General features: G+C 59.0%; 13 protein-coding genes and 1 pseudogene. 6 read left to right on the forward strand and 8 right to left on the reverse strand.

Annotated elements, in window-relative coordinates:
- Nucleotides 1–118: 118 nt before the first annotated feature.
- From KX928_RS11305 to KX928_RS11325, 5 genes are all read right to left on the reverse strand, one after another.
- The gene (locus KX928_RS11305; RefSeq protein WP_219502000.1) at nt 119–1207 is read right to left on the reverse strand and encodes a substrate-binding domain-containing protein; all 1089 of its coding nucleotides are present in this window, start codon (nt 1205–1207) and stop codon (nt 119–121) included.
- Nucleotides 1208–1236: 29 nt separating this feature from the next.
- The gene (locus KX928_RS11310; RefSeq protein ID WP_219502002.1) at nt 1237–2259 is read right to left on the reverse strand and encodes an ABC transporter permease; all 1023 of its coding nucleotides are present in this window, start codon (nt 2257–2259) and stop codon (nt 1237–1239) included.
- Between the two features lie 13 nt (nt 2260–2272).
- Nucleotides 2273–3781: a sugar ABC transporter ATP-binding protein gene (locus tag KX928_RS11315; protein WP_219502004.1), complete on the reverse strand. Its 1509-nt coding sequence runs from the start codon at nt 3779–3781 to the stop codon at nt 2273–2275.
- Nucleotides 3782–3964: 183 nt separating this feature from the next.
- A complete protein-coding gene (gene gnd, locus KX928_RS11320; RefSeq protein ID WP_219502006.1) occupies nt 3965–5362 on the reverse strand; it encodes an NADP-dependent phosphogluconate dehydrogenase in 1398 nt (465 codons plus the stop codon).
- The gene (locus tag KX928_RS11325) at nt 5359–6255 is read right to left on the reverse strand and encodes an SMP-30/gluconolactonase/LRE family protein (RefSeq protein ID WP_219502009.1); all 897 of its coding nucleotides are present in this window, start codon (nt 6253–6255) and stop codon (nt 5359–5361) included. The genes gnd and KX928_RS11325 overlap by 4 nt, the downstream gene beginning before the upstream one ends.
- A 74-nt stretch (nt 6256–6329) precedes the next feature.
- On the opposite strand from KX928_RS11325, the gene KX928_RS11330 reads away from it, so the two are divergent.
- Nucleotides 6330–6752: a GlcG/HbpS family heme-binding protein gene (locus tag KX928_RS11330; protein ID WP_219502011.1), complete on the forward strand. Its 423-nt coding sequence runs from the start codon at nt 6330–6332 to the stop codon at nt 6750–6752.
- Nucleotides 6753–6779: 27 nt separating this feature from the next.
- Here the strand turns inward: KX928_RS11330 and KX928_RS11335 are convergent, their stop codons facing one another.
- Entirely contained in the window at nt 6780–7811 is a 1032-nt protein-coding gene (locus tag KX928_RS11335; protein WP_219502013.1) for an L-idonate 5-dehydrogenase, read from the reverse strand.
- 140 nt (nt 7812–7951) lie between these two features.
- Between KX928_RS11335 and KX928_RS11340 the strand changes: the two genes are divergently transcribed.
- From KX928_RS11340 to KX928_RS11360, 5 genes are all read left to right on the forward strand, one after another.
- Entirely contained in the window at nt 7952–8710 is a 759-nt protein-coding gene (locus KX928_RS11340; RefSeq protein ID WP_219502015.1) for an SDR family oxidoreductase, read from the forward strand.
- Complete coding sequence (locus tag KX928_RS11345) at nt 8707–9213, forward strand: gluconokinase (protein WP_308342293.1); 507 nt, start codon at nt 8707–8709, stop codon at nt 9211–9213. Before KX928_RS11340 ends, KX928_RS11345 begins: the two co-directional genes overlap by 4 nt.
- Nucleotides 9210–10097, forward strand: a complete 888-nt coding sequence (locus KX928_RS11350; protein WP_219502017.1) for an NAD(P)-dependent oxidoreductase — start codon at nt 9210–9212, stop codon at nt 10095–10097. Before KX928_RS11345 ends, KX928_RS11350 begins: the two co-directional genes overlap by 4 nt.
- A 99-nt stretch (nt 10098–10196) precedes the next feature.
- Nucleotides 10197–11219: a LacI family DNA-binding transcriptional regulator gene (locus KX928_RS11355; RefSeq protein WP_257883665.1), complete on the forward strand. Its 1023-nt coding sequence runs from the start codon at nt 10197–10199 to the stop codon at nt 11217–11219.
- Between the two features lie 114 nt (nt 11220–11333).
- Nucleotides 11334–12344, forward strand: coding sequence for an IS30 family transposase (locus tag KX928_RS11360; RefSeq protein WP_219502019.1), 1011 nt, complete (start codon nt 11334–11336; stop codon nt 12342–12344).
- A 152-nt stretch (nt 12345–12496) separates the two neighbouring features.
- Here KX928_RS11360 and KX928_RS11365 read toward each other — a convergent pair whose 3' ends face one another.
- Both KX928_RS11365 and KX928_RS11370 read right to left on the reverse strand, forming a co-directional pair.
- On the reverse strand, nt 12497–12856 hold the full coding sequence (locus tag KX928_RS11365; RefSeq protein ID WP_257883666.1) for a 1-deoxy-D-xylulose-5-phosphate synthase: 360 nt from the start codon (nt 12854–12856) through the stop codon (nt 12497–12499).
- An 18-nt stretch (nt 12857–12874) separates the two neighbouring features.
- A pseudogene (locus KX928_RS11370) lies at nt 12875–14251 on the reverse strand (ISNCY family transposase).
- Nucleotides 14252–14383 lie beyond the last annotated feature (132 nt).

The raw sequence follows: 14383 nt of genomic DNA on the forward strand, positions 1-14383 counted from the left end.
CTTTTAAACGCATTCAATGCAAACGAACATGGGTCAAGCGTCCTTGAGGAACATCCAGACCGGGCGGGTGCCGACCACCGGTAATGGCGGTCGGCATCCTTATTTGCTCAGGCCGGAATTACTTGCCCCAGATCTTCTTGTATTCCTCACGGTAGCCGTTGCCCGGGTCGAAGATGTTGTTCTCACCTCCGTCAAAGGCGACATTGTCCTGTGTCACCACATGCAACGGCGACGTGTAACCGGAACAGGCTTCGCCCTGGATCGCCCGGTTCAGCTCATCGACCAGCTGCCATCCCTGCAGGTTTAGCGGTTCGGCCACGGTTACGGCCTGATATTGGTTGGAGCGGATGCGCTGGTAGGCGCTCTCTGACCCGTCGCCTGCCGCAACCGCCAGAGGTTTCTGATCACCGCCCAGACCGGCAGAGGCGAGGCTTGGGCCCATGAAGTCAAAGTAGATGTCATTGATCGCAAGGCTGTGCGTCCACTTATCCCCATGCCGTTGCAGCAGTGCGGTTGTCAGCGTTGGCATCCGGCTGGAGGTATCCGCGATTGGCGTATCGACATATTCCAGAACCGTACCGCCCAGTTTTTCAATGGTCTCCTTGATGCGATCCGCCTTGGCGATGGCAATCTGGTAGGTGCTGTCGGTGAAAATCACCACACCGGGTTCACCCCCGGCATCTGCGAATGCCCATTGCGCGGCTGCTTCCGACACCTGCATGGCGTCGGTGGAGACGTTGGCGAAAATGCCGTTGCCCGGGTTGCATCCGATCACCGGACCGGAGTGCCATGCCACCATCGGAATATTGGCATTCTGTGCCTGCTCCAATGCCGCCTGTTGTTCGACGGAATCAAATCCGTTGATGATGATCCCGGCAGGTTTGAGTGCCAAGGCCTGACCAAACGCCGCGGTGCGCCCCTGAATGGAACCGGCTCCATCGAGCACGCGCACGTCCCAGCCAATGGCAGCTGCCGCCTCTTCAACACCATTGGTCACCCCCAAAATGCCGCCGTTCTTCAGATCTCCCGCAAGGACAACAATGGTGCCCGCACCGGCAGCGACCGGGCCCGACGTTGGGCCATCCCACTCGGTTTTCTGTCCTGCGTGCAGTTTCACGGCGGCCATGGCGTCCGACACGGCATCGGCAAATGAGGGGCCTGCGACGGCCAGTGCCAATAGTGAGGCAGTTAGTGTTCTTCTGAGCATGGTGTCCTCCCTTTCTCAGATATGGTTGATTACTTCGGACCAGCACCTTTCTTGCGTTGCGCATAGCCCGCGATGCCGATTGCGATGAGCAGAGTGAGGCCGTTGAACATCGGCTCCACCCAGAACGACCCGCCAAATTGCTGAATGCCGGAAATACCCACCGCCAGAATAACAACGCCCACGATGGTCCCCCAGACGTTCACCCGACCCGGTTTGATGGTCGTAGAGCCAAGGAAGGCCCCCACAAGTGCCGGCAGCAGGAACTCAAGACCGACAGAAGCCTGGCCAATCCGGAGTTTCGAAGCAAGCAGCACGCCAGTGACAGCGGTCAGCGTGCCGGATGCAACGAACGCCCCGACAACATACTTCCGGGTCGGAATACCGTTGAGCGCCGCGGCCTTCTGGTTCGCCCCGATGGCGTATAAAAACCGCCCGATGGGCGTGTATTCCAGGATGAGCCACAACACGACAGTAATCGCCAGAACGTAAAATCCGGTGATCGGCAGGCCCAGCACGAAGGTGCCGTTCAGCGCGTAAAACCCATCCGGCAGAACCCCGACGACTTGCCGCCCGCCCGTGTGCCAGAGCGCCAGCGCATAGAGCACGGTGCCGGTGCCCAAGGTGGCAATGAATGCATCGATTTTCGCGATTTCCACCAGAAAGCCGTTTGCCAGCCCGGTCAGCGCACCAAGGCCGATGACCGTGATCACCGCCAATGGCCAAGGAAACCCGTAGAGCGTTTGCAGCGAGATCGCCAGTATGTGCCACAGCACGATGCCGTAGCCCACGGTCAGGTCGATGCGGCCCGCAACCATCGGGATCATGGCCGCAAGGGACAGCAATGCGATGATCGATTTGTCGGATACGATCGACCGCAGATTTAGCATCGTGGGAAAGGTGTTCGGCAGCAGGATCGAGAACAGGAGGATAAGCCCGAACATCAGTATGACAAGCCCGTAGACCGGTGCCAGGCGGATGAGCTTTTGCGCAAGAGTCATATCGGCCAATTGATCCTTAGTTGGCTCTAATGCATCGGATTCGATCGAGTTCACGTGGAGACCTCCCTCAGGCCGCTTCACCGGCCGACGCGGCCTGAATGAGTGTTTGTGTTGTCAACTTCTCGCCGGAGACTTCCGTCACGGGCACGCCGCGGCTGAAAACGAGGGCGCGGTGACAGATGTTGGCAATCTCTTCGAAATCGGTGGAGACAACGAGGACCCCCATGCCCGCGGCCATCGCCTCGTAAAGCAACTGGTAAATCTCTGCCTTGGCACCAACGTCGACACCCGCCGTCGGATCCTCGGCAATCAGGAATTTGCGACCGGTGTCGAGCCATCGGCCCACCACGATCTTCTGCTGGTTTCCACCTGACAAGGCCTCGATGGCAAGGGTGGGATCATTGGGAGACAAACCAACGCGCTGTCCCAGTTTGCGGGCCTGACCGTCTTCCGGGCGCGCGCCCATGAAAGAAAAGAGTTTCCGCCCGTGGGTGAGGGGATTGAGGTAGGCGTTCTCGCGGATTGTCAGGGCAGGGGCTATGGATTCCACGACCCTGTCGCGCGCGACGAACCCGATACCTGATTGCACGGCCGCAATCGGCGATGACAGATCGGGGTGGCGACCCAGCAGTGTCACGGCCCCCTGATGCGGCATAAGACCAAAAAGGGCCCGCCCGATATCCTCGTGCCCGGCGCCGCGCAACCCGACAAGGCCCAGCATTTCACCCCTTTGCACGGTGAAATCCGCAGGACCCGCCGCAGCCGTTCTGAGGCCTTTGACATCGAGAACCGCCGACCCCGCCTGCGCGTCCGGCCTTGCAATATCCCGCGTTTTGCCACCAACGATCAGACCCACAAGATCCTCCGGGTCGGTTTCAGAGATCTCGCGCAATCCGACCATCTCGCCATCTCGCAAGACGGCCACCCGATCTGCAATCTGGAAAATCTCGTCCAACCGATGGGAGACGTAGATCATCCCCACACCTTTGTCGCGCAGCGGGCGGAGCGCGGCGAACAACCGTTCAACCTCGTCCGCAGGCAGAGAGGCCGTGGGTTCATCAAGCACGAGATAGTCGCATTCCACCGCCAGAGCGCGCGCGATGGCCACCAGCGATTTCTCCGTGCGCGACAGATCGGACACCCGTGTTGTCGGCGCGAAATCGGCATCGACCAACAACAGGGCCTCGCAAGCAATTTTGTCGGTGGCCTGCCAGTCAACGCGCCCGCGCCGGCGGATATACCCAACAGCAAGCGCAATGTTCTCGGCGACGCTCATCCATTCGATGAGGCCCAGGTCCTGGTGAATGAAAGCAACGGCCTGCCGCTCGTTCACCGCGCCAGCGACGTGTTTGTAAGGTGCCCCGTTTATGGTGACCGAGCCGCTGTCCGGCGTGTGGATGCCACCCAGAACCTTGATCAAGGTCGATTTTCCGGCGCCGTTCTCACCCAGAAGAGCAACGATTTCACCACGCGCGACATCCAACGAGACCCCGCGCAGGGCGTGGGTGCCGCCAAAAGTCTTCACGATGTGATCAAACCGCAGGCCTTTGGGTTGCGATGATGCGCTCTGGGACATGCGTTTCCTCCCCTTGCTACCGACAGTTGAAGTTATCGATAACACTTGCGATCATCGGGCGGGGCATAACGCGAGTCAACAAAAAAGTTAACGATAACATTTTTTGTGATGAACAGGATTACAAGCCGGCCTCAGCACGGCTCATAATGACGAAAGTGACCGCGTCATCGGTGGTGTTCGGAGTTATTGCGCCCAGGGACCGTGCTGCCCGGTTGTGCCATCGTCGAGCCGCGCAAATCCGTGCCAGCCGAAATAATCACGCTGGCCCTGGATCATATTCGCGGTCCCTCTATGCGTCCGCATGGCATCGAAGTAGGTGAGGCCCGACCCAAGGGCAGGCGCTGGCAGACCATGCAACGCGGCTTGCGCGACGACCTGCCGCAACGCCTCGTGGCAATTCTTGAGGTGCTCCGCGAAATACGGCGCAAACATCAGGTTGCGCCCGGGATCATCCGACAGCGCCGACGCCATGTCATTCAACATGTCAGACCGGATAATGCAGCCTTCACGCCAGACCTGGGCGATCTCCGGCAACGGCAAGGCCCAGCCAAAGGCGTCGGATGCCGCGGAAATCATTGCAAAGCCTTGCGCGTAGCACAGGATCTTGCCGCCGATCATGGCTTGTTCGAGCGCTTCGATGCTGAGTGTGCCGTCAGCCATTGCCCTTGGGGCGGGTCCGAAAAGCGCCTCGCCCGCCGCCCGCGCATCGCGCTGCGACGAAAGATTGCGCGCGACCACTGCCGCCTCGATGGCCGGGATCGGGGCGGCAAGATGCTGTGCCTCGATGACCGTCCAGCGCCCTGTGCCTTTCTGGCCAGCCGCATCCACGATCACATCCAGCAGCGGCTTGCCCGTTGCGGCATCTGTTGTCCCTGCGACTTTTCCCGAAATCTCGACAAGATAAGAGCGCAGCGGCCCGTTGTTCCAACGATCAAACACATCCGCGATAGCGGGCGCGCCATAACCCATGCCATCGCGCAGAATGCCGTACACTTCCGCGATCATCTGCATGTCGGCATATTCTATGCCATTGTGCACGGCCTTGACGAAATGGCCCGCGCCTTCTTCGCCCATCCATGTGGCACAGGGCGTGCCTTCATATTTTGCGCTGATGGCCATCAGAATATGGGACACCCGGTCCCAGTATTCCCGCTTGCCACCCCCCATGATCGAGGGGCCGTGGCGCGCACCTTCTTCTCCACCCGACACGCCGATCCCCATGATGGGGCCGGTAGATTCGCGCGCGCGGCGGTTGGTGTCGTGAAAGTTTGCATTGCCCGCATCGATGATCAGGTCATCGGGTCCAAGCAAGGGGCGCAAGGCCTCGATCTGTGCATCGACGGCCTCGCCCGCAGGCACCATCAAGATGATCGCGCGGGGTTGCTTGATGGCCGCAACCAGATCGCCAAGGCTGTCTGTCGGCGTGATTTTCGCGGCAAGGTCTCCGGCATCGGCGTGAAAATCACGCGTGACCTGGGTGGTGCGGTTCCAGACCGCGATATCAAATCCCTTTTCCGCGATGTTCAGGGCAAGGGCAGCCCCCATCGTTCCCAGGCCAATCAGGCCGATTTCACTTGTCATGGAAATTGAACTCCCGCTCTGTTCAGTGTCACGCGATAGACGCTTGTTGTCGCCGTGATGTAAAGCTCGTGTTTGGCGCGACCGCCAAAGCAGATGTTGGACACCAGTTCCGGCACCAGTATCTTGCCGAGCAATCGGCCATCAGGTGCTATGCAATGCACACCATCTGCGGCCGAGGACCAAAGGTTCCCGTCAGTATCAACGCGGATGCCATCCGCGACACCGGGATCGATCTTATGAAACAGGCGTCCATTCTCCACACCGTCGCCGATCACGTCGTAGACGCGGACATGTTGCGCGTCATCGGAGAACATGCGCCCGGTATCGGCAACGTAAAGCAACGATTCATCGGGGGAAAACGCCAGTCCGTTGGGACAGTTCATATCACCGACCATGACGTCGAGAGCCCCGGTTTCAGGATCAGCGCGATACACCACGCAGGGGTTCTCCTGCGGGCTGGCGAAACCTTCGTAATTGGTCATGATCCCGTAGTGTGGGTCGGAAAACCAGATGCTGCCGTCTGACTTGACGACCACATCATTAGGGGAATTCAGCGGCTTGCCATCGTAGCTGTCAGCAATGACCGTGACCCGGCCATCAAGCTCCGTGCGGGTAACGCGCCGCAAGCCATGCTCGCAGGACACCAGACGCCCCTGCCGGTCGCGGGTATGTCCGTTGGCGTAATTGGATGGGTGTCGGTACGTCGTGACGCCGGCTTCCGGTGTCCAGCGCAGGATTCGATTGTTTGGAATGTCAGAAAACAACAGACAACCTGCATCCCCGAACCAGACCGGTCCCTCGACCCAGTCAAACCCGGTGGCGATCTGCTTTACCGGCGCGTTCCCCATCACGTATTGTCCAAACACCGGGTCGTGAATTTCGAAAAATGACATGAGGGTTCCTCCCACTTTTCTTTTTATTGAGTTAACGATAACACCCAGAGGCGTCAAATCGAAAGGTCTGTTCCATGGCGAACCCGTATTTCACCACCACCGAAGCTCTGACCCATGCAGGTGTGATGGCGATGTTGTCGGCGGGCATTTCAACCGCTGAGGCAATGGCGCAGCCGCAGGTCATCGTCATCGTGGATGTCAGCGGCGAAGTTCTGGGCGAGATCCGCATGACTGGGTCCAAGTTCCTCAGCCGCAAGAGCGCCCTCAGCAAGGCGCGGACAGCAGCCTCGATCGGCGCACCGAGCGACAGCGTTCCCGACGCCGTGCGCACGAGCATCGGCCTTGCGACAGGTGGCGATGTGACCGGACTGCCGGGCGGGCTGCCGATCCGCCGTGGTGGCGTTCTGCTGGGCGGAATTGGCGTGGGCTCCGGCTCGGGCCCACAGGACATTGAGGTCGCGCAGAGCGCTTTGGCAGCGATTGGTGCTGATACGTAAGTCAGCATGACCCTGTTGTGTGGGAGGCTAGGCAAAGGAGATTTGCGCCTTCATGGCCTGCGTCCGGTCGCTGGCCACCTCAAAAGCCGCGACAGCATCCGACAGCGGCAGCGTTTGCGTGATCAAGGGCTTTACGTCGATCAATCCCTTTTGCATCAGTTCGACACCGGTAAAGAATTCCTCGTGAAAGCGGAAAGAGCCGCACAAGCGCAATTCTTTCGCGGTGATCGCCTGTACCGGCAGTTGCATGTCACCGCCCAGACCAAGCTGCACAATCGTGCCGCGCGGGCGCATCGCGGTGATACCACCTGCCAGGGCGGGGGCCACTCCGGTGCATTCGAACAAGACATCAAACGTGCCCTTGTCCGCCTCGTAAGCCCTGAGCGCCTCGGGGTCCGCTCCGGAATTGATCACCCGGTCAGCACCATTATCCTGCGCCATTTTCAACGTGAAATCCGTCAGATCCGTCGCGACGATCTCTGCGGCACCGGCCCGGCGGGCGGCCAGAATGCACAGCAGTCCGATAGGCCCGCATCCGGTCACCAGGACTCTTTTGCCCAGCAATTCACCTGCCTGACGCGCGCCGTGCAGACACACGGCCAGTGGTTCCGCCATGGCCGCCTCGCCGGGGCTCAATCCGACTGCGGGCGCGCATTGCCGTTGATCAGCCACCAGCATCTGCCGGAACGCACCCTGAATATGAGGGAACGGCATCGCTGATCCGTAGAACCGCATGTTCAGACAGTGATTATGCAATCCTTCCTCGCAATACCTGCAGGACAGGCAGGGACGGGACGGCGACACGGCCACCAGTTGACCCACGCGCAAACCCGTCACATCCGGCCCGAGCGCAACGATATGCCCTGAAACCTCATGCCCCAGAATCATCGGCTCCCTGATGCGGATGGTGCCAAAGCCGCCGTGCTGATAGTAATGCAGATCCGAACCGCAGATGCCGCCGGCAGCAACTGCGATCTGAACCTCTCCCGCACCCGGCGCATCAACACGCGCGTCTTCGATGCGCAAATCGCGTGGACCATGAATTACGATGGATTTCATTCCGTGTTCCTTTTTGAACAAGCACCTCCGGAAGCCGGATCACTGCGTATTCACGGCAGAATTAGAGGTCCCTTGACAAGTCTTGTTAACGATAACATAAACTGTTGTTAACGCGATTGTCGAGAGGAAAGAGAGTCCCCATGAGCCTGAACCTTTTTGATCTGACCGGTCGCCGCGCCCTGATTACGGGCTCTTCGCAAGGTATCGGTTTCGCACTGGCCAAAGGCTTGCAGACCGCAGGAGCCGCGATTGTACTGAACGGACGGGACACCGCGAAACTGGACGCCGCAGCTGCCCAATTCGATGGCCCGGTCGACGTTCTGGCGTTTGATGCGACCGACCACGACGCGGTGCGCAATGCGGTGGACGGGTTCGAGGCCGAAACGGGTGCAATCGACATTCTGGTCAACAATGCCGGCATGCAACACCGCACGCCGCTCGAAGATTTTCCCGCGGATGCCTTTGAACGCCTGATGCAGACCAATATCGCAAGCGTGTTCCACGTCGGCCAGGCCTGCGCACGCCACATGATAAAGCGCGGGCGCGGCAAGATCATCAATATCGCGTCTGTCCAGACCGCCCTTGCACGGCCCGGCATCGCGCCCTACACGATGACCAAGGGCGCGGTCGCGAACCTGACCAAGGGCATGGCGACCGATTGGGCGCAATACGGGTTGCAGTGCAACGGTCTTGCACCGGGGTACTTCGACACGCCGCTGAACGCGGCCCTTGTCGCTGACCCCGAGTTCTCCGCGTGGCTTGAAAAGCGCACGCCCGCAGGCAGGTGGGGCAAAGTCGAGGAACTGGTCGGCACCTGCATCTTCCTTGCCTCTGACGCATCCTCTTTTGTGAACGGCACCACCGTCTTCGTCGATGGTGGCATCACGGCATCACTGTGACCCCGGACCGTTTCATCGTCATGGGCGTATCCGGTTGCGGCAAGACATCCATCGGGATGGCATTTGCCAGCGAAATCGGCGCGCGTTTCATTGACGGCGATGATCTTCACCCCGCCGCGAATGTAGCGAAGATGGCGCGGGGCGAACCCCTGAACGATGACGACCGGGCACCCTGGCTGTCACAGGTGGCCGCGCAGTTTTGCCAGGATGGCGGCGCGCTGGTTATCGGATGCTCCGCTCTGAGGCGCAAGTATCGGAACTGGTTGCGGGAGGGTGCCGGAGGTCAGGTTGTTTTCCTTCATCTTGCCGGAACCCGCGCGGTGATTGCAGAACGCATGCAGGCGCGGCAGGACCACTTCATGCCGCTGTCTTTGCTCGACAGCCAGTTTGCCGCGCTTGAGCCGCCACAATCGGACGAGCTGTCAATCACCGTGAATATTGATCAGGACATCGCGGCCATTGTTGCTGAACTGGTCCGAAAAACCGAAGGAATGCAGATATGACGGCCAAGGTTGCGTTGATCGGTGCCGGTGCTATGGGAGGCGCCATAGGGACACGTTTACTGGAGACCGGTAACCGGTTGACCGTCTTCGATCTGGACCCTGACAAGGTAGCGGACCTCGTGGCAAAAGGGGCGGTTGCGGCACCCAGTGCAGCGGCGGCGGCCCAGGCGTCTGACTATGTGATCACCAGCCTCAACAGTCCCAAAATAGTCGATATCGCGGTATTCGGGACAGGCGGTGTTGTCGAGGGAGCCCGCCCGGGAACCTTGATCATCGACATGTCGTCAATTGATCCCGACGCGACAAAAACCCTTGCGAGCAGGGCGGCGGAGGCGGGCCTGCGCTGGGTCGACAGCCCCTTGTCGGGAGGTGCGCCAAAAGCCCTGATGGGTGAACTGACCCTGATGGCGGGTGGCACGGAGAAAGACTTTGATGACGCCCACACCGTTCTCAAACATGTGGCCAGCAATTATACACACATGGGCCCCGTGGGGGCGGGGCAGACCACGAAACTGATCAATCAGGTCCTCTGTGGATTGGGCTTTCTGGCCGTCGCCGAAGCCACGCAACTGGCGCTTGATGCGGGCGTCACCGCCGAAAAGGTCCCGGTGGCCCTTAGGGGAGGGCGCGCCGACAGCGCGATCCTGCAGGAATACATGCCGCGCTTTGCGACCAGGGACTATCGCCGCACCGGGCGCATCGACAACATGGTGAAGGATCTCAACGGGGCGCAGGACCTCGCAAGACGCAGCAATACGGCCATGCCCCTGACGGCGCTCTGTCTGGAAGTGCACCGCATGCTGACGGCCGCCGGACTGGGTGGCGAGGATCAGGCGGCGCTGATGGAATTCTTCAAGGGCCCGACAGAGGCGCCGTTTTCGTGACCCGCGCCGGTACTTTTTTTGACGCCCGCAAGAAGACGGCGGTGCAGGCGCTCTGATGGTTTGACAAGAGCCGGGTGTTGCCGGTGACTGGAGTAATGGATGGACAGACCTCCCACGATGAAAGATGTCGCCCGCACGGCAGGTGTGTCGGTTATGACTGTAAGCCGCGCCTTCAAAAGTGATCGCTCCGTCAGCCAGCAGACGCGAGAGAAAGTCCGCGAGATCGCCGAGCAGATGGGATATGTTTTTGACAGCACAGCCGCCAATCTGCGGTCCCAGAAATCGGGCTTTGTGGCGGTGACGATTCCCACCATCGACAATGGCAACTTTTCGGACACCGTAGGATCGCTGTCCGCGCAACTCAATGGGGCGGGGCTGCAGATCCTGTTGGGCTATTCCAACTACAGCATCGAAAAAGAAGAGGAACTGATCGAGCAATTGCTGCGCCGACGTCCAGAGGCGATTGTCGTAACCGGCGGGCGGCACACCGAACGCACCCGGCGTCTGTTGGGGCAGGCCGGCATACCCGTTGTCGAGATGTGGGATTTACCCACCGATCCGATCGATCACGTGGTCGGGTTTTCGAATGCGTCAACGATGGAGATGATGGTCGATCACCTTGTCGAACAAGGATATCGCCGCATTGCCTTTGTCGGGGGCGATACCGTGTGGGACACCCGGGGCGCCGACCGCCGACGCGGATTCGTGGCCGGCATGACACGTCACGGGTTGCTGGATCAGGCGCGGTTCATCGCCGGTGGTAAGCCACCCATATCGATGCGTCAGGGCGCGGACGCAATGGCGGAGCTTCTGGCGCAATATCCCGACACCGAGGCGGTTGTTTGCGTGTCGGACCCTGCTGCATTCGGGGCCACAACAGAATGCATCCGACGTGGTTTGGCCGTCCCTGGCGATATGGCCGTTGCCGGTTTTGGCGGCTACGAGCTCTCGGCCATTTCCTGTCCGACCATCACGACCGTCGACCCGCGCCCCGCAGACATCGGATCACAAACCGCTCACCTGATCTCCAGCTTGCTGGAACAGGGCGGTGCAGGCCAAGCCTCCCAACGACTGGAAATAACGCCGATGCTGCGACCCGGCGAGTCGACAACACGCACGTAAATACCATGGATTTTACATAATTCACATTATAGCTACAGGCGTGTTGCAACCGGTGGATTCACGTTCGAAGTGCAAATTCTGTATCAAAACAGAACGTTGTACGGAGTCTTTTGAATGGGACGCTACTACCCTCACCTGAGTTTGGAAGAACGCCGTAAGATCGACAAGTGGCGTGAAGCCAGAATGCCAGTTCCAGAGATTGCAGATCGGTTGGGTCGCGCGCCATCTACGATCTACCGCGAGTTGAAGCGGAACTTCTATTCAGACGAGGAACTGCCAAACCTGAACGGCTATTACGCATTAACGGCTCAAGCCATGTCCGAGAAGCGTCGGGCAATCCATCGCAAGATGATCGTCCACCCTGAGCTGAAGGTTGCCATTGAAGACCGACTCAAGGCTGGATGGTCGCCCGAACAGATCGCAGGTCGGATGCGGCTTGAACGCCATCCGATCCGCGTGAGCCACGAGACGATCTATCGGTTTGCCTATTCCAAAGACGGCCGCGATAAGCAGTTCTACCGTCACCTTCCCGAACATCGCCGTCGTCGCAGACCGCGCGGCTATCGAAGGCACAACCGAACCCACATCTTCGACGTTCAAAGCCTGTCCCACAGGCCTGAGCGCATCGCAGAACGATCCGAGTTCGGTCATTGGGAGTGCGATTTGATGATGTTCCGCAAGGAGCATGGAAAGGTGAACGTCACGTCCCTGGTTGAACGAGCCAGCCGCTATGCAGTCGTGATGCGCAACGAAGATCGCCAATCTAAACCGATCATCGAATCCCTGATCCAAGGCCTGTCTCCCCTGCCCGCAGATTCCCGCAAGTCGATCACCTTTGATCGGGGCACCGAGTTCTCGGCCTGGAAGCACCTCAAAGCTGGGATCGGTGCGGATGCCTGGTTCTGTGACCCACAAGCGCCGTACCAAAGAGGCACTGTCGAGAACACGAACAACCGGCTGCGGAAGTATCTGACTCGCTCAACCAAACCGACGGCGCTGACAAATCGATATTTGAGGTCGATTTGCCATCGCCTCAACGCAACGCCGCGCAAGTGCTTGGGCTACTACACCCCAGCCGAAGTCTTCGAAACCAAGCTGATGGAAATCCAGCACCGATCGGAATAAAAAGACATATCAGAAATTGCACTTCAGCGTGAGTTCACAGCCGCAAAGCTAAAATGTCACCTGTGAGCAAAGCAGAAGTGTCACAACAGAGCAAGGCTTAGCAGCCCGGAGACCTCAAATATCGCAGGGCTGAAAAGCGTTGCGGGGTAGGATCAGGAGATCAGGTTGGCGTATTCGTCGCGAACGTCTTCGTCAATTTGTACGCCGCTGTTGCCGCCGTACAGTCGATCATTCTGGTCTTTTCGAGGTCCTGAAATCCAGTAGCAATCGCCGCTCTCGGTTTCGAAATAGTTCGCTTTGAAGCCTGCACCCTTCAGGCTCTGGAATTTTAGGCCCTTGTAATACAGTGTCTTTCCGGACTTCGAAAAATAGACACGCCCAATCACAGCAGGGCCTTCAAGCCCGTCTGCCTTGCTCTCGATATACATAATCTTCGAGCGTGACAGCCGAAATTGCGAGGGCGATTCCTCGTCGAGTTGAAGCTTTTCCATCCAATGATCGGCGTGTCTCATACCGCCTGCATAATTGCACTAGTCTCTAAAGTCAGCCCTCCGCAGCCGCTCGCTCCGCGCGCCTGCGCTCGTAGTAAGCTTCCATCTTTGACGAGCGTCCCTCGGTCGGCACCCGGTCTTCTTGTATCCGTTCCTCGCACTCTCGGGTTTGACCTCTGGTGATTGAGTTGCTTTCTCTTGCTCTTCTTTGATATGAGCCAGGACTGCACCGAGGCGCTTGTTCTCAGTGTTGGCTGCGTGGGTGACGCGCTGATCCATGTCGCAAGCGGAGTAGGGGAACGACATGCCCTTCCACCTGATCTCCAGCCGCCCGTTCGGAAACGCAAAGGTATCCACGTATTTGCCGACCAAACCACCTGTCAGATCATTGACTTCCAAGCGGATGCGCTTGCGGTCGTACTTCAGCGTCAAGTCCTTAGTGACATAGCGTTTGTCGCGCAGGCAGAAGACCTCCGCGAGGCGATCCGGTTCAATGTTCAAGGCACGGTGCAGGTTGTCCGACTTGGCCGGGGCCTTAGCGAACTTCGCGTTATGTCGATCCTTGATACCTTCCAAACAGGCGTTTCCAGCCTCCATGTCAGAAATGCCTGTGATCCGTAGTTCCTTTGACCAGACGGTCCTGAAGCGTGCTATCGGCGCGTTCAACACGACTTTTGGCCTGGCTCGAATTGGCGCAGAGTATCTCGATGTTCAACTCGCTCAGCGCGCGCCCGAACTGGGTGATCCGCGCACCGCCTTTGGCGTCTTCTTTCGCCACCCGAAACACCGTGTGTTTGCCGGAATAGAAGGCGACAGGGCGACCGTGTTTGAGCAGGTAACTCTCAAGTGCCTCGAAACAGCTGAAGGTGCTTTCCGATTTGACGAACCTCAGCTCCATCAAGGTGCTGGTTGCTTGGTCGATGAAGACGAGCAGGGTGCAGGGATCGCCCCGATCCTCGAACCAGCGGTGATCCGACCCGTCGATTTGGATCCGTTCGCCAAAGCACTCCCGGCGCAAGCGCGGCTGATGGAATGTGCCCGCTGCTTGCGTGACAACCAGATGCCGCCTTCCTGCATCCATTTGCGCAGCGTCTCGCGCGAGGCCTTCAGCCCGTGATCTTCTTTAAGCTTCTCAGCCGCCAATGTTGGCCCGAAGTCGGGATAGTTCTCCTTGATCAGGCCTAGCGCATAGTCGCGCTTGGCTTGGTGAAACTGATTGATAGGCGCACGTCTGCGCGACTTGTGCCGGATGGCCGACGCACCATCCTGCCGATAGCACTTCAACAGCCTGAAGATTTATCTGCGCGTCAGGTTGAACATATTGGCGGCGTTGTCGACACTCAGCCGACCGTCGTCCACCTGCGCCAGCACTTCCATACGGTTCAACTCGCGCTCGCTCATCATCAGCCATCCCACGTCTGCTCATCCTCATTGCGCTTTGCGGGCAGAGTGACATTTCTGCTTTGCTCATAGGTGACATTATCGTGTTGCGGTGTGAGCTCACGCTGAAGTGCAGTTTCTGATGTGTCCTTTTACTCCAATCGGTTC

It is taken from the genome of Roseobacter insulae, assembly GCF_019375555.1.
Lineage (GTDB): Bacteria > Pseudomonadota > Alphaproteobacteria > Rhodobacterales > Rhodobacteraceae > Roseobacter > Roseobacter insulae.

What these genes read in the sequence shown, in the direction of transcription:
- KX928_RS11305 (WP_219502000.1), bottom strand. Translation starts at nt 1,207, where the DNA reads ATGCTCAGAAGAACACTAACTGCCTCACTATTGGCACTGGCCGTCGCA.
- KX928_RS11315 (WP_219502004.1), bottom strand. Translation starts at nt 3,781, where the DNA reads ATGTCCCAGAGCGCATCATCGCAACCCAAAGGCCTGCGGTTTGATCAC.
- gnd (WP_219502006.1), bottom strand. Translation starts at nt 5,362, where the DNA reads ATGACAAGTGAAATCGGCCTGATTGGCCTGGGAACGATGGGGGCTGCC.
- KX928_RS11325 (WP_219502009.1), bottom strand. Translation starts at nt 6,255, where the DNA reads ATGTCATTTTTCGAAATTCACGACCCGGTGTTTGGACAATACGTGATG.
- KX928_RS11330 (WP_219502011.1), top strand. Translation starts at nt 6,330, where the DNA reads ATGGCGAACCCGTATTTCACCACCACCGAAGCTCTGACCCATGCAGGT.
- KX928_RS11335 (WP_219502013.1), bottom strand. Translation starts at nt 7,811, where the DNA reads ATGAAATCCATCGTAATTCATGGTCCACGCGATTTGCGCATCGAAGAC.
- KX928_RS11340 (WP_219502015.1), top strand. Translation starts at nt 7,952, where the DNA reads ATGAGCCTGAACCTTTTTGATCTGACCGGTCGCCGCGCCCTGATTACG.
- KX928_RS11350 (WP_219502017.1), top strand. Translation starts at nt 9,210, where the DNA reads ATGACGGCCAAGGTTGCGTTGATCGGTGCCGGTGCTATGGGAGGCGCC.
- KX928_RS11355 (WP_257883665.1), top strand. Translation starts at nt 10,197, where the DNA reads ATGGACAGACCTCCCACGATGAAAGATGTCGCCCGCACGGCAGGTGTG.
- KX928_RS11360 (WP_219502019.1), top strand. Translation starts at nt 11,334, where the DNA reads ATGGGACGCTACTACCCTCACCTGAGTTTGGAAGAACGCCGTAAGATC.
- KX928_RS11365 (WP_257883666.1), bottom strand. Translation starts at nt 12,856, where the DNA reads ATGAGACACGCCGATCATTGGATGGAAAAGCTTCAACTCGACGAGGAA.